Raw genomic sequence first — 22,078 nt, 5'->3', positions numbered from 1 at the left:
TCGCCTGGGGCAGACTTGGGCGGTGCTCTTGACGATCTCCACGACTGCCCGGCCCGCCACCGACCTGGGTTTCCTGCTGCACAAACATCCGGACAAGGTGCAGCGGTTCGGGCAGTCGTTCGGCGAGGCCACCGTCTTCTATCCCGAAGCCGGCGAAGAGCGCTGCACAGCGGCGCTGCTGCTGGACATCGACCCGGTCGCGCTGGCCAGGTCGCGGGGCAAGGGCTCGCCCGACTTCAGCCTCTCGCAGTACGTGAACGACCGGCCCTACGCCGCCTCCTCCCTGCTGGCGGTGGCGCTGGCCGACGTGTTCAGGACCGCGCGGGCCGGGCGGTGCGCCTCCCGGCAGGAGCTGGCCGACACGCCGCTGCCGCTGGAGATCCGGCTGCCCGCGCTGCCCTGCCGGGGCGGGCCCGAGCTGGCCGAGCGGCTGTTCGCGCCGCTCGGCTGGCGGGTCGAGGCGCAGCCGGTGCTGCTCGACGAGGGCTTTCCCGAATGGGGCGAGTCGCGCTATGTCCGGCTTGCGCTGAGCGGCACCGTACGGCTCGCCGACGCGCTCAACCACCTGTACGTGCTGCTGCCGGTGCTCGACGACGGCAAGCACTACTGGATCGCCTCCGACGAGATCGACAAGCTGATCCGGGCCGGTGGGGGCTGGTTGCGCGACCACCCGGAGCGCACCATGATCACCCGGCGTTACCTCGGCCGCCGCTGGGCGATGGCGCGCACCGCGCTGGCCCGGCTGGCCGAGCTGGGCGACGAGCCCGACGAGCGGCTGGCGCCCGCGGTGTCGGAGGAGGCCGCGGCGGAGGAGACGGCCGCCGACGAGGCTGCGGCGGCCGAGGCCGAAGCCCACGCGGAGACCGCCGAGCCGGAGACCGCCGAGGCGGAGACCGCCGAGGCGGAGGCCGCTGGGGGCGAGGGTGCTGGGGTGGGGAAGCGGAAGTCGCTCAACCTGCAGCGGCGGATCGCCGTACTGGAGACCCTGGAGGAGCTCGGCGCGACCAGCGTGATCGACCTGGGCTGCGGGCAGGGCGAGCTGGTCGGCGCGCTGCTGGCCAGGCCGAGGTTCGCCCGCGTGGCCGGGATGGACGTCTCGTCGATGGCGCTCACCATCGCCGCCCGCAAGCTCAAGCTGGACCGGATGCCCGACAGCAAGCGGGACAGGCTCACCCTCTTCCAGGGCGCGCTCACCTACACCGACAAGCGCCTGTCCGGCTACGACGCGGCCGTGCTCATGGAGGTAGTCGAGCACGTCGACCCGCCCCGGCTGGCCGCGCTCGAGCAGGTCGTGTTCGGGCACGCCAGGCCCGGACACGTGCTGGTGACCACACCGAACATCGAGTACAACGTCCGCTACGAGTTCCTGACGGGACTGCGCCACCCCGACCACCGGTTCGAGTGGACCCGCGCCGAGTTCGAGGCCTGGGCCGCCCGGGTGGCCGGTCGGTACGGCTACCGTGTCACCGTCAAGCCCGTGGGCGAACCCGATCCCGACCTCGGCCCGCCCACCCAGATGGGAGTGTTCGCCCGTGATTAGCATCCCCGAGCTCTCCCTCGTGGTCCTCGTCGGCGTCTCCGGCAGCGGCAAGTCGACGTTCGCCGCCAGGCACTTCAAGCCGACGCAGATCATCTCGTCGGACTTCTGCCGCGGCCTGGTCGCCGACGACGAGAACGACCAGGCGGCCACCCCGGCGGCGTTCGACCTGCTCCACCACATCGTCGGCGTGCGCCTGTCCCGGGGCCTGCTCACCGTGGTCGACGCCACCAACGTGCAGTACGCCGCCCGCAAGAGCCTCATCGACCTGGCCAAGAAGCACGACGTGCTGGCCGAGGCGATCGTCCTGGACGTGCCGGAGGAGGTGGCCGTCGAGCGCAACTCGACCCGCCCCGACCGCGACTTCGGCGCCCGGGTGGTGATCCGCCAGCGCAAGGAGCTGCGCCGCTCGCTCGGCAAGATCTCCCGCGACGGCTTCAGGAAGGTGCACGTCCTGCGCGGCGTGGAGGAGATCGACGGCGCGGAGATCACGTACGAGAAGGGGTGGACGGACAAGCGCGAGCTCACCGGCCCGTTCGACATCATCGGCGACGTCCACGGCTGCCGCGCGGAGCTGGAGACGCTGCTCGCCCGGCTCGGCTGGGAGGGCATCTCCCACCCCGAGGGCCGCACGGCCGTGTTCGTCGGCGACCTGGTCGACCGCGGCCCCGACTCGCCCGGCGTGCTGCGGCTGGTCATGAGCATGGTGGCGGCCGGCACGGCGATCTGCGTGGCGGGCAACCACGAGGCCAAGCTGGCCCGTGCCCTGCAGGGCCGCAAGGTCACGGTCGCGCACGGCCTGCGCGAGTCGCTCGACCAGCTCGCCGCCGAGCCGCCGGAGTTCGTCGCCCGGGCCCACGCCTTCATGGACGGCCTGATCAGCCACTACGTGCTCGACGGCGGGCGGCTCGTGGTCGCGCACGCCGGGCTCAAGGAGGCCTACCACGGCCGCGCGTCCGGCAGGGTCCGCGCGTTCGCGCTGTACGGCGACACCACCGGCGAGACCGACGAGTACGGCCTGCCGGTCCGCTACCCGTGGGCCGAGGAGTACCGCGGCCGGGCCATGGTCGTCTACGGCCACACGCCCACCACCCGGCCCGAGTGGGTCAACAACACGATCTGCCTCGACACCGGCTGCGTCTTCGGCGGCAGCCTGACCGCGCTGCGCTACCCCGAGCGGGAGCTCGTCCAGGTGCCAGCGGAGAAGGTCTGGTACGAGTCCGTCAAGCCGTTGGCCGGTCCGAGCCGTGATCCGGCCCTCCTGGACATCGGCGACGTACGCGGCACCCGGCACATCGAGACCAGGTTCGCCGGGCGGATCAAGGTGCGCGAGGAGAACGCGGCCGCCGCGCTGGAGGTCATGAGCCGGTTCGCGGTGGACCCGCGCTGGCTGGTGTACCTGCCGCCGACCATGGCCCCGGCCCAGACGTCCACGCTCGACGGCTACCTGGAGCACCCGGACGAGGCGTTCGCGGAGTTCGCTGCCGCCGGGGTCACCGAGGTGGTGTGCGAGGAGAAGCACATGGGCTCGCGGGCGGTGGCCGTACTCGCCAGGACTCCCCAGGCGGCGGTGAAGCGCTTCGGCGTCGCCGGCGGCGGCGCGGTCTACACGCGCACCGGCCGGCCGTTCTTCACCGACATGCGGCCGCTCGTCGAGCGGCTGCGGGAGGCGTGCGAGCCGCTGTGGGAGGCGCTCGACTCCGACTGGGTGGTGCTCGACTGCGAGCTGCTGCCCTGGTCGGCCAAGGCGGGCGAGCTGATCAAGAGCCAGTACGCCTCCGTCGGGGCCGCCGCGCGGGCCGCGCTGCCCGAGGCGGTGTCAGCGCTGGAGGCGGCGGCCGGTCGTGGGCTGGACGTGGGCGGGCTGCTGGCGCGCACCCGGCAGCGGGCCGGCAACGCCGCCCTGTTCCGGGACGCGTACGCGCGTTACTGCTGGCCCGTCGACGGCCTGGACGGGGTGCGGCTGGCGCCGTTCCAGATCCTGGCGTGCGAGGGCAGGGCGACGGCGCTGGAGCCGCACGCCTGGCACCTGGAGACGCTGGCGCTGCTCGACTCGCCCATGATCACGCAGACCCGGCACGTCGTCGTCTCCCTGGACTCCGAGCGGTCGCGGGCCGAGGCGGTGGCGTGGTGGGAGTCCATGACCGCGCAGGGCGGCGAGGGCATGGTGGTCAAGCCCGCCGCGCACGTGGGCGGGCGGGTCCAGCCGGGCGTCAAGGTCAGGGGCCGGGAGTATCTGCGCATCATCTACGGCCCCGACTACACCGAGTCGCTGGACGTGTTGCGCAGGCGTTTCCTCGGCAAGAAGCGCTCGCTGGCGCTGCGCGAGCACGCGCTCGGGCTGGAGGCGCTGTCGCGGCTGGCCGAGGGGGAGGCGGGCTGGCGGGTGCACGAGCCGGTCTTCGGGGTGCTCGCGCTGGAGTCCGAGCCCGTGGACCCGCGCCTGTGACCGCCGGCCGGCACCGCCCCGGATACCTCCGCCGCCGCCTCGCCAGGGCCCTGCTCCTTTACGGACTGGCGCTGGCGGTGGCGGCCGTGGTCGTCGCCGTCTTCTGGCTTACCCGCTGAAATCGGGGTAATCGGAGAACTACGCACAGTATCGATGGGTAGGTCCCTTTCTCTGGGGAAGGGATCGGCATGGCTACTGATCATGTGCGCCAGCAGAATCTGCGCCACGTCGTCTTCATCGCGGGCGCGGCGGCCATGGGCGGATTCCTGTTCGGTTACGACAGTTCGGTCATCAACGGCGCCGTGGTCGGCATCCAGCGCCATTTCCAGGTGGGGCCGGTGGAGATCGGCGTGGTGGTCGCCATCGCGCTGCTCGGCTCGGCCCTGGGCGCGTGGACCGGGGGCGGGCTCGCCGACCGCTGGGGGCGGACCAGGTCGATGCAGGCTGCGGCGATCCTGTTCGCCGTCAGCTCGATCGGGCAGATGCTCCCGTTCGCCGTCTGGGACCTGACCCTGTGGCGGCTCCTGGCCGGGTTCGCGATCGGGATGGCGTCCGTGCTCGGTCCCGCCTACATCGCCGAGGTGGCGCCCGCCGCCTACCGCGGCCGGCTGGGCTCGTTCCAGCAGCTGGCGATCGTGCTCGGCATCGCCTGCTCCCAGTTGGTCAACTACGTGCTCGTCAGGGTGGCGGACGGTGACGTGAACAACGTGCTGTGGGGGCTGGAGGCGTGGCAGTGGATGCTGGGCGCGTGCGTCGTACCGGCCCTGCTCTTCCTCCTGCTGGCCTCGATCATCCCCGAGTCGCCCCGCTACCTCGTCATGGCCGGGCAGCAGGAGGAGGCCCGTAAGGTGCTGGGCGAGGTCGAGAACGCGGACGTCGACCTCGACGCCCGGGTGCGGGAGATCAAGCAGGTGCTCAGGACCGAGGACCGGCCGACGCTGAAGGACCTGCGCGGCCCCGCGCTGGGATTGCTGCCGATCGTCTGGATCGGCATCGTCCTGTCGGTCTTCCAGCAGTTCGTCGGCATCAACGTGATCTTCTACTACTCGTCGGTGCTGTGGCAGTCGGTGGGCATCAACCAGGCCGACTCCCTGCTGATCAGCTTCTCCAGCTCGGTCATCAACATCATCGGCACCTTCATCGCCATCTCCCTGGTCGACAAGATCGGCCGGAAGCCCCTGCTGCTCATCGGCTCCGCCGGGATGGCGATCTCGCTGGCCACCGCCGCCTTCGCCTTCAGCTTCGCCAGGACCGTCGACGGGCAGGTCTCGCTGCCCGGTGCGCAGGGCGCGGCCGCGCTGATCGCCGCCAACACGTTCGTGCTGTTCTTCGCGTTGTCCTGGGGCGTGGTGGTCTGGGTGCTGCTGGGGGAGATGTTCCCGAACCGGATCCGAGCCGCCGCCCTGGGCGTCGCGGCGGCGGCTCAGTGGGTGGCGAACTGGCTGATCACGGTGACCTTCCCGGCGCTGTCGGAGTGGAACCTCCCGCTCACCTACGCCATGTACGCGCTCTTCGCCGTGCTCTCCTTCCTCTTCGTGGCCAGGTGGCTCAAGGAGACCAAGGGCCGCCGGCTCGAAGAGATGGGGTGAGGCTCAGTCCCGGTGGTGGTGGAAGCGCCGGCTGGCGAAGGCGAAGATCATGCCGGCGATCCAGACGAAGAACAGCACCTTGAGCATGCCGGCCCCGCCGAAGATCAGCCCCACCATCGCCAGGATGAGCAGGAACGGCAGGATCGGGCCGGGGCCGCGGCGGCCGCGCCAGGGGGAACCCGGCCGGCCGCGGTGGTGCGTCTCCCAGCGATGGTGACGCATCTCCCGCATCTGCTTGCGATGGGCGCGCATCGCCTCCCGCCAGTCGTCCACGTCGTGCCGCGTGGCGGGCTCGCGGTAACCAGGCGCGCTGTAGCCGGGCGCGCTGTAGCCGGGGACCTGGCTGCCCGGCAGGTCGGCCGTCACCTGGGCCAGGTCGCGGGCGGTGCGCGCGGCCAGGGACTGGTCCAGGCGCTCGTCGAGCTCCTCGTGGGTCAGGCGCCCCGCGGCGAAGTGCTCGCGCAGGGCGGCCATGGTCTGCTCCCGCTCGGCGTCGCCGATGCGGAGATCGTGTTGGTCCATGCCGGATCGATTCCTCTCTGCGAGCCCGCCCGCCGGTGCGGCACCGGTCATGGTGGTCACTCCTCGCCCGGGTCGCCGTCGGCCAGGATCTGGTAGAGCTTGCGCCGGGTCTCTCCCAGAGTCTTACGCGCTTCGCGGATTTGTGCGTCACTTCCGGTCTGAAGAATCTGCATCATCGCGAACGCGGACTGCCTGGCGGTGTCCCACAGGTCCGCCGTGTTGTCGTCGATGTCCGGCCGCATCTCGTCCCAGGGGGCGCTGACCTCGTCGGCGTGCGCGTCGATGTAGGCCTGGCCGGACTCGGTGAGACGGAACGTCTTGCGGCCCTCGTTCTCGACGGAGATGACCAGGCCCTCGTCGGTGAGCTGCTGCAACGCCGGGTAGACGGCGCCAGGGCTGGGCTTCCAGCCGCCTTCGCTGCGCTCGGCGATCTCCTGGATGATCTGGTAGCCGTTGCGCGGCTCCTCGGCCAGCAGCGCCAGGATCGCGGCGCGTACGTCGCCCCGCTTGGCCTTGCGGGGCCTGCCGCCCCAGCCGCGGTGCCCGCCGAACGGTCCGGGACCCCAGGGGCCTCGCCCGAAGTCGAACGGGAACTGGCCGGGCCCGCGCCTGCCGCGGTGCCGGTGCTCGCGCGGGCCGCCGTGATGGTGCTGGTGTCCCTGCTCGAAGGCGTCGGCCACGGCCTTGAACGCCTCCCGGGCGGCCTTCTTGAACTCGTGTGCGTCGGGCCAGGGCTGGCCCGCGGCTTGTGCGGATGTCATGTGAGGGTTCCTTCCTGCGACTGTTCTCGACTCTTCAAAGATATATCTTTGGCATGTCGTTGACAATGCGCTCCGGCAAGTGAGACAGATCACCAAAAACTTCAGAAATCCGGGAACAGGAGAGGGGGAGGGCTCGTTGTTCAGAGCAGACGAGGTCGTTCCGCGTCGGCAGGGCTGGGGGGTGCTGTCGCCGCGGAGACGACCTCGTCTGCGTTTCCGGACCGTTTGGCGTACAGTCCCGATCATGATGGGCCACACTCATGCGCTCACGGGGGCCATCGCCTGGCTGGGCCTGGCGCCTCCGCTGGCCGCGTTACCGCTGCTGAACGAGTCCTCGCGGTTCATCGAGACCGGGATCATGGCCACCGCCCTGGGCCCGACCGAGCTCATCGCGGGGGCGATCATCTGTGCGGGCGCCGCGATGCTGCCCGACCTCGACCACCCCAGCGCCACGATCGCGCAGACATTCGGGCCGGTGACCTGGGTGCTCAGCAAGGCGGTCTCCTGGGTGAGCGGGGGACACCGGGGCGCCACCCATTCGCTGGCCTTCGCGGTGGCGATCGGGTTCGGCGCGCACTGGCTGGCCAACACCTATCCGATCGGCCGCGACATCATGGTGGTGCTGCTCATCGGGCTGGCCCTGCGCGCGCTCGGCATCGGCATCCCGGGCAAGAAGCTCGGCTCCGCGCTGGTCAACATCGGCCTCACCGCCGGGCTCTACGCCGTCTTCATGTCGCAGGGCGTGGGCTACGCCTGGCTGGGGCTGGCCGTCGGGATCGGCAGCCTCACGCACGTGGTGGGCGACTGCCTGACGGAGCGAGGATGCCCGGTCCTCTGGCCGCTGTCGGTCAAGTTCCTGCTGCCGTGGAAGATCGGCATCAAGACGGGCCGGAAGTTCGAGCAGAAGATCCTCGCCCCGGTGCTGTCGGTCGCCATCGTCGGCCTGCTGTTCTGGCGGCTGGCGCCGGTTTAACTTGAGGTCGAGATACTTTTAGAGATATCTTGACATCGAGACACTCGCCGCGACCTGGGACTTAGGGTCACCTAACGTGTTGATCGTTCCCGAGGTGCGGCAGGATTTACCTAGCAACTGTCTATGGAGGAGGCGATCCACCGTGTCCGCGAACAGCTTCGGCAGCCGTGACACGCTACGCGTCGGTGACGCGAGTTATGAGATCTTCCGGCTGGATGCCGTCGAGGGCGCTGCCCGCCTCCCGTACAGCCTGAAGATCCTCCTGGAGAACCTCCTCCGCACCGAGGACGGCGCCAACATCACCGCCGACCACATCCGCGCGCTCGGCGGCTGGGACCCCGCCGCCGCGCCGAGCGTGGAGATCCAGTTCACCCCCGCCCGCGTCATCATGCAGGACTTCACCGGCGTGCCCTGCGTGGTCGACCTGGCCACCATGCGCGAGGCCGTCCGCGACCTGGGCGGCGACCCGGCCCGCATCAACCCGCTGGCCCCCGCCGAGATGGTCATCGACCACTCGGTCATCGTCGACTACTTCGGGCACCCCGACGCCTTCCAGCGCAACGTCGAGCGCGAGTACGAGCGCAACCGCGAGCGCTACCAGTTCCTCCGCTGGGGCCAGACGGCCTTCGACGAGTTCAAGGTCGTCCCGCCCGGCACCGGCATCGTCCACCAGGTCAACATCGAGCACCTGGCCCGCGTCGTGATGACCCGCGAGGGCAAGGCCTACCCCGACACCTGCGTGGGCACCGACTCCCACACCACGATGGAGAACGGCATCGGCGTCCTCGGCTGGGGCGTCGGCGGCATCGAGGCCGAGGCCGCGATGCTCGGCCAGCCGATCTCCATGCTGATCCCGCGCGTCCTCGGCTTCAAGCTCAGTGGCAAGCTGCCCGCCGGCGCCACCGCCACCGACCTGGTGCTGACGATCACCGAGATGCTGCGCAAGCACGGCGTGGTCGGCAAGTTCGTCGAGTTCTACGGCGACGGCGTCGCCTCCGTGCCGCTGGCCGACCGGGCCACGATCGGCAACATGAGCCCCGAGTTCGGCTCCACCTGCGCCATCTTCCCGGTCGACGGCCAGACCATCGACTACCTCCGCCTGACCGGCCGCGCCGAGGAGCAGATCGCGCTCGTCGAGGCGTACGCCAAGGCCCAGGGCATGTGGCTCGACAAGTCGGCCCCCGAGCCGGTGTTCTCCGAGTACATCGAGCTCGACCTCGGCACCGTCGTGCCGTCGATCGCCGGCCCCAAGCGCCCGCAGGACCGCATCGCGCTGTCGGACGCCAAGCAGGCCTGGCGCGCGGCCGTCAAGGACTACGCCCCGGCCGACCTGAGCCCGGGTGACGAGGCCTCCGCCGAGTCCTTCCCGGCCTCCGACTCGCCGGCGATCAGCCACGACAGCGTCGGCGACCAGCCGCACCACGCCCACCTCAACGGCGCCCGGCCGCACAAGAAGGTGCCGGTCACCCTGGCCGACGGCACCTCCTTCGAGATCGACCACGGCATCGTCTCCATCGCCGCGATCACCTCGTGCACCAACACCTCCAACCCGTACGTCATGCTCGGCGCGGCCCTGATGGCCCGCAACGCCGTAGAGAAGGGCCTGACCCGCAAGCCGTGGGTCAAGACCTCGTTGGCGCCCGGCTCGCAGGTCGTCACCGGCTACTTCGAGCGCTCCGGCCTCCAGCCGTACCTCGACAAGATCGGCTTCAACCTCGTCGGCTACGGCTGCACCACCTGCATCGGCAACTCCGGCCCGCTGGAGCCGGAGATCTCCGAGGCGATCCAGGCCAACGACCTCGCGGTCACCGCCGTGCTGTCCGGCAACCGCAACTTCGAGGGCCGGATCAACCCCGACGTCAAGATGAACTACCTGGCCTCGCCGCCGCTCGTGGTCGCCTACGCGCTGGCCGGGACCATGGACCTCGACCTCGACACCGAGCCGCTCGGCACGGGCGCCGACGGCGAGCCGGTGTTCCTGCGCGACATCTGGCCGTCGCCCGAGGAGATCACCGACGTGGTGCACTCCTCGATCGGGCGCGAGATGTTCGAGCGCGACTACGCCGACGTCTTCGAGGGCGACGACCTGTGGCGTTCGCTGCCGATCCCGACGGGCGACACCTTCGAGTGGGACCCCGACTCCACCTATGTGCGCAAGGCCCCCTACTTCGAGGGCATGCCGGTGGAGCCGGAGCCCGTCACCGACATCGCCGGCGCCCGCGTGCTGGTCAAGGTCGGCGACTCGGTCACCACCGACCACATCTCGCCCGCCGGCTCCATCAAGGCCGGCACCCCCGCCGCCGAATACCTGCGCGCGCACGGCGTCGAGGTCAAGGACTTCAACTCCTACGGGTCGCGGCGCGGCAACCACGAGGTGATGATCCGCGGCACCTTCGCCAACATCCGCCTGCGCAACCAGATCGCGCCGGGCACCGAGGGCGGCTACACCCGCGACTTCACCCAGCCCGACGCGCCCGTGTCGTTCATCTACGACGCCTCCGCCAACTACATCTCGGCGGGCACGCCGCTGGTCGTGCTGGCCGGCAAGGAGTACGGCTCCGGCTCCTCGCGTGACTGGGCGGCCAAGGGCACCGCGCTGCTCGGCGTCCGCGCCGTCATCGCCGAGTCCTATGAGCGCATCCACCGCTCCAACCTGATCGGCATGGGCGTGCTCCCGCTGCAGTTCCCCGAGGGGGCCACGGCGGAGTCGCTCGGGCTGACGGGCGAGGAGACGTTCGAGATCAGCGGCGTCACCGCGCTCAACGAGGGCGGCATCCCGCGGACCGTGCACGTCAAGGCCGGCGACGTGGAGTTCGACGCGGTCCTCCGCATCGACACGCCCGGCGAGGCCGACTACTACCGGCACGGCGGCATCATGCAGTACGTGCTGCGGGGGCTGCTGGCCAAGTCCTGACCGCGCGTCGGGACCATGAGGCGTCCCGCGCCCACGCTCCGGTCATGAGCCGGGGCGAGGGCGCCGGGGGCCCGGCCGCCTGGCGGCAGGGCATGGGCGCGATCCTCACGCGCCCGCATCGGGGGCACACCATCACCCGGCCAAGGAGAGCCGCCAGACGGACACCACCGCCTGGCGGCTCTTCCGCGTCCGCACATCGGGAGCTCGTGGCGCTTGTGAGTGCGGCCGAGACCTCGGGGGGTGTTCCGGGTCAGGAGACTTTGGCGGAGGGGGCTGACCAGGTGTCGCAGGCGCCGGGGGAGAGCGTCTGATAGCCGCGCTTGAGCCAGCGGGCGCGGGTGGCGCCGCCGCCGTGACCTCGGTGGCCGTCGGGGTCGTCGCCGCTCGCCCTGGTCGCCTCCAGCAGCGCCGCCCAGTCGCGGTCCGTACGGTCCAGTGACCGCCAGACGCTGCCCAGGAACACGCCGGACAGGCAGTCGGCCTGGAGCTCGTAGCGGCGGCTCAGCTCCGCCTGGGGCGCCTTCCCGGCCCGCACGGCGGACTCGTAGTGACGTCTGATGCCGGTCAGACTCTGCACGTGGTGGCCGTACTCGTGGGCGGCGACCTTGAGCGGGTAGAGGTCCGTACGGTCCTCGATCCAGTGGCCGGTGAGCGGGAAGACCAGCCTGCCCCGGTTCGTGCAGTAGAAGGCGGCGGCCCCGTCCGGCCACGCGACGCCGCACACCCGTGGTTCGGGCGCCTCGTAGAAGCGCACGGCGGGCTTACGGAAGTCCAGCCGTGCTCGGCCCAAGTGCGCCGACCACGATTTATCCAGACATTTCAGGATTGCTGTGACGTACTCGCGCGTCCGGGGAATGCCACCCTGCACGATCGCCGGCTCCGGACACGAACGCACCGCCAGCCGGCCGCTTCCCGCCAGCGGATCCCTGTACGGCGCCGCCCACGCGGACCCTCCCGGCAGAAGCGCGGCGAGACACACGACCACCAGGACCGCACCCCGAGCCGACCTGCCCTTGAGTGGCGCGGTCAGAGTCGTCCCATCCTCGGGCGGCGCGGTCAGAGCCGACCTGCCCAGGTACGCGGTCCGGGCGGGCCGGGAGGGCATGGCCACGGCAGATCCGGTGGTGCGAGCGGAGCTTGCGAACGCGGTCGCAGGCGAACTGGGCGCCGCGGTCTGGGCGGGGCCGAGCGGCCTGGTCGTGGGGGATCCGGACGGCGGGGGCGGAAAGAGTCCAGGCCCGCGCTTGGGCGCACGGAGGGTGATGAAGGCGACGCGCACGGGCACCCAGCTTAGGGGACCGCGCACGGTGACGCAGCTACGCGCGCACGGTGACGCAGCTACGCGCGCACGGCGACGTGGCTAGGTGCGAGGGACCGCGCAGTGCGTGCCGAGCGGTACTCGTGACAGGATGAGGTCGCCACCCGGCGAACCGCAATTTCGCCGGGCGGCAACACATCAGATCATCCGCTTGAGCACCATGAGAGCCGTGGCGACGGTCTCCTCGGGCGCGTGTCCGACGAAGAAGTCGAACCGCTCCGGTGAGATGGCTCGCAACTGCTCCACCATGGCCCAGCTGGTTTTGGCCAGTCCGCTGGCACCACGGGCGACGCGGACGTGGGTGAGATAACCGCGTTCTCGGGTGGTCAGCGGCACCGCGAAGACCAGGTCCAGCTTCGACTGGTTGAGGCTGTCGTTGCTGAGGATCAGGGCGGGACGGTCGTAGCCCTGCTCGCGGCCTTTGGGGTCGCCGAACCGGGTGAACCAGATCTCACCTTGGGTGAGTTTCATCCTTCTCCTCGGGGAATGTGATCAGGCCCTCCCACTCGGGCGCTGTGCGCCGGACACGCGGTGGGGGGCCGAGGACGAGCTCCCGCTCGGCCAGATAGTCGGCCCAGGACTTGGGGTCTGTGCGCTGGGTCTGGTCTATCTGCTCGTTGAGCTCCTGCCAGAAGACCTTCTGCTCGTAATCGTCGATTGCTTCGTTGAGCACCTCGATCATGGTGCGGCCCTCCCTGCGGGCGATGTTGGCCAGTCGATCTCTGGTCGTGACGCTGACGCGTATCGTGGTCGCTTTCGGCTTCATATTCATACTCCTGGGGCTACGCCTGCGTCTAAGGCCACTTTATCCCACGATGGTCACGCTCGCGACATGAAATGATACGGAGCGTAAAGATGATTGACTCTGCCGCGTGACTCACGAGGTATTGACCCTGATCATCGGTGGTGCGGCGGTCTTCGTCGGGGCGGTCGTGCAGGGAGGCGTGGGGTTCGGGCTCGGGCTGGTCGCGGTTCCCGTGCTCGTCCTGCTGGATCCGGCCGTGATGCCGGGTGCGATCCAGGTGGTGAACCTGACGTTGCCGTTGTTCACCCTGGCTGTGGAGTGGCGGCGGGTGGGCTGGCGCGGGGTGGGTTTCGCGATCCTAGGCAGGCTTCCCGGAAGTGTCATCGGCGGACTCATCGTTGTCTACATTTCCGTCTACACGTTAGGCGTACTCGCCGGTGTCATGGTGCTCGTGGCGGTAGGGCTCACGGCCCGTGCGGTGAGCCTGCCGCGTAACGGGTTCACGATCACCACGGCCGGGTTCGTCTCGGGGATCACCGGCACCGCGACCGGCATCGGCGGGCCGCCCATCGCGTTGATCTACCAGACGGCCAAGGGGCCGGAGATCCGGGCGACGCTGGCGATGTACTTCTGCCTGAGCGCCGCCCAGTCGCTCGTCATCCTGGCCCTGGTCGACCATCTGCCGGCTCGGGCGCTCACCGTCGGCGCGACCCTCATCGTGCCGATGATCGCCGGCTTCCTGGTCTCCGGGCCGCTGCGCCGCTATCTGGACGGCGGCAAGGTGCGGGTGGCCGTTCTCGCGGTGGCCTCCCTCTCGGCCGTCATCCTGATCGTCCAGAGCCTCACGGTCTGACGTGGAAACGCGAAGCCGGAAAGCGCATACCGCCAAGGCCAGGGGGCGAAACGGAGTCGTCCCGGTGTCGGGGAGATGGAGGCGGCGTTTCAGGATTGTTACCGGGAACAACAAACTCCCCCCTCCGAAGGTCTTCCAAAGCAGGCGGTCGCCGGAATACGTTGCCGCAAACAACATTCATCCGGGCCCCTCCGGAAGAAAGGACCCTGCATATGCGCAAGGGGATCCTCAGCCTGACCGCTTCGGCGGCCGCGCTCGCACTCGGTCTTACCGCCTGCGGGGGCGACGGCGGCTCGACCACCACCTCGACCTCAAGCTCGGCCCCTGCGGCCGAGGCCTCCCAGAAAGCGGGCAAGATCGGCGTCATCCTGCCCGACAGCAAGTCCTCCGCTCGGTGGGAGACGGCGGACCGCAAGTACCTGGGAGAGGCGTTCAAGGCCGCGGGTGTGGAATACGACATCCAGAACGCGCAGAACGACAAGACGGCGTTCCAGACCATCGCCGACCAGATGATCACCAACGGCGCAACCGTGCTGATGATCGTCAACCTGGACAGCGGCACCGGCAAGACGGTCATCGAGAAGGCCAAGTCGCAGGGCGTGGCCACGATCGACTACGACCGGCTGACCCTGGGCGGCGGCGCCGCCTACTACGTCAGCTTCGACAACACCAAGGTCGGCACCCTGCAGGGTGAGGGCCTGAGCAAGTGCCTGACGGACAAGAAGGCCGACAAGCCCATCGTGGCCTACCTGAACGGCTCGCCGACCGACAACAACGCGACCCTGTTCAAGGCCGGCTATGACGGCGTGCTCAAGCCCAAGTTCGACTCGGGCGAGTACGTCAAGGGTCCGGAGCAGTCCGTGCCCGACTGGGACAACGCCCAGGCAGGCACGCTCTTCGAGCAGATGCTGACCAAGGAGTCGAAGATCGCCGGCGTGCTGGCGGCCAACGACGGTCTCGGCAACGCCGCCATCACCGTGCTGAAGAAGAACAAGCTCAACGGCAAGGTGCCGGTGACCGGCCAGGACGCCACCGTGCAGGGCCTGCAGAACATCCTCGCGGGCGACCAGTGCATGACCGTGTACAAGGCGGTCAAGAAGGAGGCGGACGCGGCCGCCGCGCTGGCGGTCGCCCTGGCCAAGGGCGAGAAGCCGACGGCCGGCGGAAGCGTCAAGGACACGGAGACCGGTCAGGACGTCCCGGCGGAACTGCTGGACCCGCAGGCCATCTACTTCGAGAACGTCAAGGACGTAGTGGCTGACGGTTTCGTCACCAAGGAAGAGCTGTGCACCGAAGACTTCGCCGAGAAGTGCACAGAAGCAGGAATCCAGTAAGTAGATCAACCGGCACAGGGTACGGTCCGCGCTCGGGCGCGGGCCGTACCCCTCCCGAGGGAGACCCATGACGACCCCCCTGCTCGAAGTGCGCGGGATCGACAAGAGCTTCGGCCCCGTGCAGGTCCTGCACGACGTCGCCTTCTCCGCCCACGCGGGCGAGGTGACAGCGCTGGTCGGCGACAACGGCGCCGGCAAGTCGACGCTGGTCAAGTGCGTCGGCGGTATCTATCCGATCGACTCCGGCGACATCCTCTTCGACGGGAAACCCGTCCAGGTGCACGGCCCCCGCGACGCGGGCACGCTCGGCATCGAGATCGTCTACCAGGACCTCGCGCTCTGCGACAACCTGGACATCGTCCAGAACATGTTCCTCGGCAGAGAGCGCCGCAGGGGCCTGGTTCTCGACGAGGCCTCGATGGAGGAGATGGCCCAGGAGACGCTCAGCGGCCTGTCCGTGCGCACCGTGAAGTCCATCAGGCAGCAGGTCTCGAGCCTGTCCGGTGGGCAGCGGCAGACCGTCGCCATCGCCAAGGCCGTGCTGTGGAACAGCAAGGTCGTCATCCTCGACGAGCCGACCGCCGCGCTCGGCGTCGCCCAGACCGCCCAGGTCCTCGAACTGGTGCGCAGGCTGGCCGACAAGGGCCTGGCCGTCGTGCTCATCTCACACAACATGAACGATGTTTTCGCCGTCTCCGACCGGATCGCGGCGCTCTATCTCGGCAGAATGGCCGCCCAGGTCAAGACCGCCGATGTGACCCACGCGCAGGTCGTCGAACTGATCACGTCCGGCCGTAGCGGAGACCTGGGGATCATGCCATGAACAAGGTCAAAGAACTGCCCGGCGAGGTGGTCGCCACCGCCGCCAACTCGCCGTCGATCGGGCACAGCGTGCGCGCGTACGTGGAGCGGGTGCGCGGCGGCGACATGGGCGCGCTGCCCTCCGTGCTGGGCCTGGTCGTGCTCTGTACGGTCTTCGCCATCGCGCGGCCCTCGTTCCTCACGGCGATCAACTTCGCCAACCTGTTCACGCAGGGCGCCGCGGTCACGCTGATCGCGATGGGCCTGGTGTTCGTGCTGCTGCTCGGCGAGATCGACCTGTCGGCCGGGTTCGCCAGCGGTGTGTGCGCGGCGGTGCTGGCGGTGACGCTCACCAACATGGGCCTGCCGTGGTACGTCGGCGTGGTGGCGGCGATCATCACCGGTGTGCTCATCGGCCTGATGCTCGGCGGCCTGGTGGCCAAGGTGGGCATTCCGTCGTTCGTGGTGACGCTGGCCGCCTTCCTCGCCTTCCAGGGGCTCGTCCTGGTGTTGGTGGACGAGGGCACGAACATCTCGATCAGGGACGACGTGATCGTCGCGATCGCGACCCGGAACCTGCCGCCGTGGCTCGGCTGGGCGACGTACGCGGCGGGCGTGGGCATCTACGCGGCCGTGCAGTTCTTGCGGGCCAGGAAGCGCGCGCAGCGCGGCCTGGCCGCCGATCCGATGTCGCTGATTCTCGCCCGGGTGGGCTCACTGGCGGTCATCGCGGGCGCCGCGGTGTACGTGCTGAACCTGGAGCGCAGCCGTAACGCGCTGATCACCTCGCTGACCGGCGTGCCGATCGTGGTCCCGGTGATCCTGGTGCTGCTGATCATCTGGACGTTCGTGCTGCGCCGTACCGCTTTCGGACGGCACCTCTACGCGGTCGGCGGGAACGCGGAGGCGGCCCGCCGGGCCGGCATCGCGGTCGACAGGATCAAGGTCAGCGCCTTCGTCATCTGCTCCTCGATGGCGGCGGTCGGCGGCATCGTCGCGGCTTCCAGAGCCGCCTCCGTCGACCCGAACACGGGCGGCAGTTCGGTGCTGCTGTACGCGGTGGGCGCGGCCGTGATCGGCGGCACGAGCCTGTTCGGCGGCAAGGGGCGGGTGCTGGACGCGATCCTCGGCGGTGCGGTCGTCGCGGTGATCGAGAACGGCATGGCCCTGATGGGGTACGGCGCGAGCGTGAAGTACCTGGTCACCGGCAGCGTGCTGCTGCTGGCAGCGGGCGTGGACGCGCTGGCGCGCAAGCGGGCGGCCGCCGCTGGTCTAAGGTGATCAGCGACTTCCAACCGTTCAAGGAACCTCAGACCATGCGTGCCGGGCCTTCCCAGGAGGACATCAGGCGCCACAACCTCGGCGCGCTGCTGCGCCATGTCCACCTGGGCGGGCCGATCTCGCGTGCCGAGCTCACCTCCAAGATGGGCCTGAACCGCAGCACCATCATGGCGCTCACCTCCGACCTCACGGCGGCCGGTCTGGTGCGGGAGGAGCTGCCGCGGGAGACCGGCCGCGCCGGGCGGCCGTCGCTCGTGGTGCGGCCGGAGTCCTCGCGCGTGTACGTCTTCGCGTTCGACGTGGGCCCGGACCGGCTCGCGGTGGCGCGGGTCGGGCTGGGCGGCGTGATCCTGGACCGCAAGGAGACGGTGCGCCGGCGCGGCCCGTTCGTGCTGGGCGAGCTGGCCGGCATGCTGGCCGGGTTCGCCCGGCAGATGCGGCGCAAGACCAGGGACGACACCGTCTGCGTGGGCGTCGCGGCGGCCGTCTCCGGCGGGGTGCGCAAGGGCGACGGCGTGATCAGGTTCGGCCCCAACCTGCTGACGGAGGATGTGCCGTTCGGCGAGGAGCTGAGCCGCAGGCTCGGTCTCGGCCTGCCGGTGAGCGTCGGCAACGACGCCAACCTGGCCGCGCTCGCCGAGCACAGCCGGGGCGTCGGCGCGGCCGTCAAGGACCTCATCTATCTGCACGGCGACGTCGGCATCGGCGGCGGCATCATCGCCGGCAACCATCTGCTGGGCGGCCACGACGGCTATGGCGGTGAGGTGGGCCACATGGTGATCAACCCCGGTGGCCGGGCCTGCGGCTGCGGGTCCCGCGGCTGCCTGGAGGCCGAGGTGGGGGAGCGGGCGCTGCTGGAGTCCGCCGGCCGCTTCCCCGCCGACCAGCGCGGCCGCGACGCGGTCCGGGCCGTGGTGGAGGCGGCCGACCGGGGTGACATCGTGGCGCAGGAGGCGCTCAAGAGGGTCGGCGACTGGCTCGGCCTGGGCGTCGCCAACCTGATCAACATCTTCAACCCGGAGATGGTGATCTTCGGGGGCATCCTGCGGGAGATCTATCTCGGCTCGGCGGCCCAGGTGCGCAGCCGGCTGGCGATGCACGCCATGGCCCCCCAGCGGGAGCGGCTGCGGCTGCGCACCTCCGCGCTGGCGGACGACGCGACGCTCGTGGGCGCGGCCGAGCTGGCCTTCGCCCACGTCCTCGCCGATCCGCTGGAGGTGCTGTCCAGGGCCGGCACCTAGGCCCTAGGCCACCCTGGCGCCGGGAGCGGTCCAGGTGTTGCAGTAGCGGGCGGACGCGCCGTCGTAGCCGCGGTCCTGCCAGTAGGCGAGGTTGCGCGGCTTGCCGTGGATCTTGCTCTCGCCGGCCTGGCGAACCGCGTTGACCCACTGGCTCCAGGTGATGCCGGGGTCGACGGAGTCGAGCGTGGCCCGGTAGAAGACGCCGGCGAAGCACTCGGCCTGCATCTCCAGGCGGTGGCTCAGCGTGGTGCGCGCCGTCCTGCCCGCGCGCCAGTAGAGCTTGTTCTGCGCGTCCAGGATGCCGGTGAGCTCCTGCACGTGGTGGCCCCACTCGTGGGCGACGGAGTGCGCGATGTTCATCTTGAACGGGTCGCGCAGGTCCCGCTTCATGATGCGGATGGCGATGGTGCGCTGCACCGGGCAGTACTGGGCGCCGTTCGAGGTGATCTTGCCGCACACCGAGTTGCTGCCGGTCGTGATCGCCAGCTTCGGCGGCGTGTAGCGGAGGCCGATCGCCCTGAACCGGGTGGCCCAGAACCGGTCGGCGCACCTGGCCATGGCCCGGTGGAAGACCTTCACCGAGGCGACGCTGCCGGCGCGGATCTCCGGGATCGCGCATGACTGGGGGGAGGGGGTGCCCGACCGGTAGATCTTGTTCTTGGTCAGTACGGCGGGCAGCCCCGTGGTCGCGGAAGTCGTCTCGGCGCCGGCCGTACCGGAGAGCGCCAGACCCGTGACCATGCAGATAGACGCTGCGATAAGGGGAGTTCGCACGATCGCGGATCTTAGACCACTTTATGGTGATTTGTTTGCGTAACCTTGGCATTCACCGCGCGGCCGCCCCGGTGAGGGGCGGCCGCGGTGAGCGTTAGGCGACCCGCCGGGAGGAGGCGGACCAGGTGTTGCAGGAGCCGACGGAGCCGGAGTTGAAGCCGCGCGTCATCCAGTAGGCCTGGGTCGGGCCCTTGCCGTGGTCGTTCTGCGCCCAGCCCTTGTGGCCGTTCTCGTGGAACCAGTTCACGGTGTGGTTCCACTCCTCCGAGGTCACCGGGAGGGTGTTGCGGACGCTGTTCATGAAGACCGCGGAGAAGCACTCGGCCTGCAGCTCGGACCGGCGCGAGAGCAGGAGCTGAGAGGACCTGCTGGCACGGCTCCTGGCGGTCCAGTAGTAGTTCCAGATGCCGGAGACCTGCTGCACGTGGTGGCCGTACTCATGGGCCATCAGGCGGGTGATGCCCAGCGCGAACGGGTTACGCAGGTTCTGCTTGGTGATCAGCATGTACATGGTGCGGTTGGCGGAGCAGTAGATGCCGTCGGCGCCCGAGCTCCAGTTGCCGCAGGGGGTCCGGACCTTCTTGGTGATGATCCGCAGCCTGGGCTTGCTGAAGCTCAGCCCGGCCTTGCGGAACTGGGAGGCCCAGGACCGGTTCAGACAGTCGGTCACGCGCGAGAGGAAACGCTTGTACGCGGCCGTGCTGCCCCTGGGCAGGCTGCCTGTGGAACACCGGGAGCCGGCCAGCCGTCCGGTGCGGTAGAGCGGGTTGGCCGTCGCCGCGGCCTTGCCGCGCGGCGGCGCGACCTGCTGCTGAGCCTGCTGGATGATCTGCTGTTCGGCTTTGGCGGGCGCCGCCTCTGCCACTGCCGTCCCCGCGCCTGCCAGCGCGAGCACCACGCCGGCGGCCAGGAGTGACGACAGTTTCTTCATGGGGAGAGTGTTCATAGTGAGGGAAAGACTAGGCCAAGAGCGGACAAAGGTGGGCGGATTTACCTTGATGGGGCCAGCGGGGCGTCCGCGAACTAGACTCGTCCCCGTCGGCGAACAAGAGCAGAGGGGGCTGGATCCGTGAGCGGGTTGCTGGGCTCGGTCAAGGGACCGCAGGACGTCAAACGGCTCGCTGCCGAGGAGCTGCCACAGCTGGCGGGTGAGGTCCGCGACCTGCTCGTCGACGCCTGCGCCAGGTTCGGCGGCCACCTCGGGCCCAACCTCGGCGTGGTCGAGCTGACCATCGCCGTGCACCGCGTCTTCGACTCGCCACGCGATCCCGTCATCTGGGACACCGGCCACCAGGCGTACGTCCACAAACTGCTCACCGGCCGGGCCGAGGGCTTCGGCGCGCTCAAGCAGGAGGGCGGCCTGTCGGGCTACCCGAGCCAGGCGGAGTCCGAGCACGACCACGTGGAGAACTCCCACGCCTCCACCGCGCTGTCCTACGCCGACGGCCTGGCCAAGGCGTTCAAGCTGCGCCGCGAGCACGACCGCACGGTCGTCGCGGTGATCGGCGACGGCGCGCTGACCGGCGGCATGGCCTGGGAGGCGCTCAACAACATCGCCGGGGCCAAGGACCTGCGGGTCGTCATCGTGGTCAACGACAACGGCCGCTCCTACTCGCCGACGATCGGCGGGCTCGCCTCACACCTGTCGTCGCTGCGGGTCGACCGCCGCTACGAGGACGTGCTGGAGTACGTCAAGGGCAAGATCGGCAACGTGCCCGTCCTGTACGACGCCCTGCACGGCTTCAAGAAGGGCGTCAAGGACGTCATCGCCCCGCAGGCCATGTTCGAGGACCTCGGCCTCAAGTACGTCGGCCCCATCGACGGCCACGACGAGCAGGCCATGGAGGCCGCGCTGCGCAAGGCCCGCGACTTCCGCGGCCCGGTGATCGTGCACGCGCTCACCCAGAAGGGCCGCGGCTACAGCCCGGCGGAGAACCACGACGAGGACCAGTTCCACTCGCCCGGCGCCTTCGACCGCGCCACCGGCGCCGAGAAGCCCAAAGGCCGCATCTGGACCAACGTGTTCAGCGAGGAGCTGGTCCGGCTGGGCAAGAAGCGCGAGGACCTGGTCGCGATCACCGCGGCGATGCTCCACCCCACCGGCCTGCACGCCTTCGCCGAGGCCTACCCCGAGCGCACCTACGACGTCGGCATCGCCGAGCAGCACGCCCTCACCAGCGCCGCCGGCCTGGCGCTCGGCGGCATGCATCCGGTCGTGGCGGTCTACGCCACCTTCCTCAACCGCGCCTTCGACCAGCTCCTCATGGACGTGGCCCTGCACAAGCTGCCCGTCACCGTGGTGCTCGACCGGGCCGGCGTCACCGGTGACGACGGCGCCAGCCACAACGGCATGTGGGACCTGTCGCTCCTGCAGGTGGTGCCCGGCCTCCGGGTCGCCGTGCCGCGCGACGGCGAGCGCCTGATCGAGCTGCTCGGCGAGGCGGTGAACATCACCGACGGGCCGACCGTGCTGCGCTGGCCCAAGGGCCCGGTCGCGGAGAGTGTCGAGCCGGTCGGCAGGCTGGGCGAGATGGACGTCCTTCGGGCGCCCGCCGCCGACGACCCCGACGTGCTCCTGGTCGGCGTGGGCCCGATGGCTCAGGTCTGCATGGAGGCCGCCGTCCTGCTCGACGCCCAGGGCATCACCACGACGGTGGTCGACCCGCGCTGGGTCAAGCCGCTCGACGAGGCCCTCACCGACGCCGCCCGCACCCACCGGCTGGTCGCCGTCGTCGAGGACAACGGGCGCGTCGGCGCCGTGGGCGACGCCGTCTCACGCCTGCTGCGCGACGCCGACTGCGACGTCCCGGTGCGCTCGTACGGCATCCCCCAGGAGTTCCTGGACCACGCCAAGCGGGGGGTCATCCTCGGCCGGATCGGGCTGACCGGACAGGGCCTGGCCCGTCAGATCACCGAGGCGGTCGCCAAGCGGAGCCCGCAGGTGTCAAGTCCCTCATAGAAAGAGAGTCTGAAGACTTTCGATCGG

Annotated in this window: 19 protein-coding genes; 12 read left to right on the top strand and 7 right to left on the bottom strand. The window is 69.9% G+C overall.

Annotation, left to right across the window (positions count from 1 at the left end; all coding sequences use genetic code 11):
- Positions 1–22 precede the first annotated feature (22 nt).
- From ACIBQX_RS10165 to ACIBQX_RS10150, 4 genes are all read left to right on the top strand, one after another.
- On the top strand, positions 23–1,540 hold the full coding sequence (locus ACIBQX_RS10165; RefSeq protein ID WP_397002688.1) for a 3' terminal RNA ribose 2'-O-methyltransferase Hen1: 1,518 nt from the start codon (positions 23–25) through the stop codon (positions 1,538–1,540).
- Positions 1,533–3,986 (top strand): polynucleotide kinase-phosphatase, encoded by a 2,454-nt coding sequence (locus ACIBQX_RS10160; RefSeq protein WP_397002686.1) that lies wholly within the window; start codon positions 1,533–1,535, stop codon positions 3,984–3,986. Before ACIBQX_RS10165 ends, ACIBQX_RS10160 begins: the two co-directional genes overlap by 8 nt.
- Positions 3,983–4,105, top strand: a complete 123-nt coding sequence (locus tag ACIBQX_RS10155) for a hypothetical protein (RefSeq protein WP_397002684.1) — start codon at positions 3,983–3,985, stop codon at positions 4,103–4,105. Before ACIBQX_RS10160 ends, ACIBQX_RS10155 begins: the two co-directional genes overlap by 4 nt.
- Positions 4,106–4,174: 69 nt before the next feature.
- Entirely contained in the window at positions 4,175–5,575 is a 1,401-nt protein-coding gene (locus ACIBQX_RS10150; protein ID WP_397002682.1) for a sugar porter family MFS transporter, read from the top strand.
- Between the two features lie 3 nt (positions 5,576–5,578).
- Here ACIBQX_RS10150 and ACIBQX_RS10145 read toward each other — a convergent pair whose 3' ends face one another.
- Together ACIBQX_RS10145 and ACIBQX_RS10140 are read right to left on the bottom strand one after the other, a co-directional pair.
- On the bottom strand, positions 5,579–6,097 hold the full coding sequence (locus tag ACIBQX_RS10145; protein WP_397002680.1) for a DUF1707 domain-containing protein: 519 nt from the start codon (positions 6,095–6,097) through the stop codon (positions 5,579–5,581).
- Positions 6,098–6,153: 56 nt separating this feature from the next.
- Positions 6,154–6,858 (bottom strand): PadR family transcriptional regulator, encoded by a 705-nt coding sequence (locus ACIBQX_RS10140; protein WP_397002678.1) that lies wholly within the window; start codon positions 6,856–6,858, stop codon positions 6,154–6,156.
- A gap of 244 nt (positions 6,859–7,102) precedes the next feature.
- Between ACIBQX_RS10140 and ACIBQX_RS10135 the strand changes: the two genes are divergently transcribed.
- Entirely contained in the window at positions 7,103–7,831 is a 729-nt protein-coding gene (locus ACIBQX_RS10135; protein WP_397002676.1) for a metal-dependent hydrolase, read from the top strand.
- A 142-nt stretch (positions 7,832–7,973) separates the two neighbouring features.
- Positions 7,974–10,745 (top strand): aconitate hydratase AcnA, encoded by a 2,772-nt coding sequence (gene acnA / locus ACIBQX_RS10130; protein WP_397002674.1) that lies wholly within the window; start codon positions 7,974–7,976, stop codon positions 10,743–10,745.
- A 250-nt stretch (positions 10,746–10,995) separates the two neighbouring features.
- Here acnA and ACIBQX_RS10125 read toward each other — a convergent pair whose 3' ends face one another.
- The 3 genes from ACIBQX_RS10125 to ACIBQX_RS10115 form a co-directional block, all read right to left on the bottom strand.
- Positions 10,996–11,850 carry a neutral zinc metallopeptidase gene (locus ACIBQX_RS10125; RefSeq protein ID WP_397003855.1) on the bottom strand — a complete coding sequence of 285 codons (855 nt, stop codon included), beginning with the start codon at positions 11,848–11,850 and terminating at the stop codon, positions 10,996–10,998.
- Between the two features lie 351 nt (positions 11,851–12,201).
- Positions 12,202–12,534 carry a type II toxin-antitoxin system PemK/MazF family toxin gene (locus tag ACIBQX_RS10120; protein ID WP_397002672.1) on the bottom strand — a complete coding sequence of 111 codons (333 nt, stop codon included), beginning with the start codon at positions 12,532–12,534 and terminating at the stop codon, positions 12,202–12,204.
- Entirely contained in the window at positions 12,515–12,829 is a 315-nt protein-coding gene (locus ACIBQX_RS10115; RefSeq protein WP_397002670.1) for a hypothetical protein, read from the bottom strand. Before ACIBQX_RS10115 ends, ACIBQX_RS10120 begins: the two co-directional genes overlap by 20 nt.
- 106 nt (positions 12,830–12,935) lie before the next feature.
- Between ACIBQX_RS10115 and ACIBQX_RS10110 the strand changes: the two genes are divergently transcribed.
- From ACIBQX_RS10110 to ACIBQX_RS10090, 5 genes are all read left to right on the top strand, one after another.
- Positions 12,936–13,661, top strand: a complete 726-nt coding sequence (locus tag ACIBQX_RS10110; RefSeq protein WP_397002669.1) for a sulfite exporter TauE/SafE family protein — start codon at positions 12,936–12,938, stop codon at positions 13,659–13,661.
- A 212-nt stretch (positions 13,662–13,873) separates the two neighbouring features.
- Positions 13,874–14,995: a sugar ABC transporter substrate-binding protein gene (locus tag ACIBQX_RS10105; RefSeq protein WP_397002667.1), complete on the top strand. Its 1,122-nt coding sequence runs from the start codon at positions 13,874–13,876 to the stop codon at positions 14,993–14,995.
- Between the two features lie 67 nt (positions 14,996–15,062).
- Positions 15,063–15,818 (top strand): ATP-binding cassette domain-containing protein, encoded by a 756-nt coding sequence (locus ACIBQX_RS10100; protein WP_327105374.1) that lies wholly within the window; start codon positions 15,063–15,065, stop codon positions 15,816–15,818.
- A complete protein-coding gene (locus ACIBQX_RS10095) occupies positions 15,815–17,077 on the top strand; it encodes a sugar ABC transporter permease (protein ID WP_397002665.1) in 1,263 nt (420 codons plus the stop codon). Before ACIBQX_RS10100 ends, ACIBQX_RS10095 begins: the two co-directional genes overlap by 4 nt.
- A gap of 35 nt (positions 17,078–17,112) precedes the next feature.
- Positions 17,113–18,318 (top strand): ROK family protein, encoded by a 1,206-nt coding sequence (locus tag ACIBQX_RS10090; protein WP_397002663.1) that lies wholly within the window; start codon positions 17,113–17,115, stop codon positions 18,316–18,318.
- A 3-nt stretch (positions 18,319–18,321) separates the two neighbouring features.
- On the opposite strand, the gene ACIBQX_RS10085 is transcribed toward ACIBQX_RS10090, so the two are convergent.
- Both ACIBQX_RS10085 and ACIBQX_RS10080 read right to left on the bottom strand, forming a co-directional pair.
- Positions 18,322–19,059, bottom strand: a complete 738-nt coding sequence (locus tag ACIBQX_RS10085; RefSeq protein ID WP_397002662.1) for a neutral zinc metallopeptidase — start codon at positions 19,057–19,059, stop codon at positions 18,322–18,324.
- Between the two features lie 127 nt (positions 19,060–19,186).
- Positions 19,187–20,023, bottom strand: coding sequence for a neutral zinc metallopeptidase (locus tag ACIBQX_RS10080; protein WP_397002660.1), 837 nt, complete (start codon positions 20,021–20,023; stop codon positions 19,187–19,189).
- Between the two features lie 147 nt (positions 20,024–20,170).
- Between ACIBQX_RS10080 and dxs the strand changes: the two genes are divergently transcribed.
- Complete coding sequence (gene dxs, locus ACIBQX_RS10075) at positions 20,171–22,051, top strand: 1-deoxy-D-xylulose-5-phosphate synthase (protein ID WP_397003853.1); 1,881 nt, start codon at positions 20,171–20,173, stop codon at positions 22,049–22,051.
- Positions 22,052–22,078: the final 27 nt, after the last annotated feature.

Origin of the sequence: Nonomuraea sp. NPDC049714, from assembly GCF_044465295.1 — a bacterium.
Classification (GTDB): Bacteria; Actinomycetota; Actinomycetes; order Streptosporangiales; family Streptosporangiaceae; genus Nonomuraea.
This window is presented reverse-complemented; position numbering and strand designations above follow the sequence as displayed.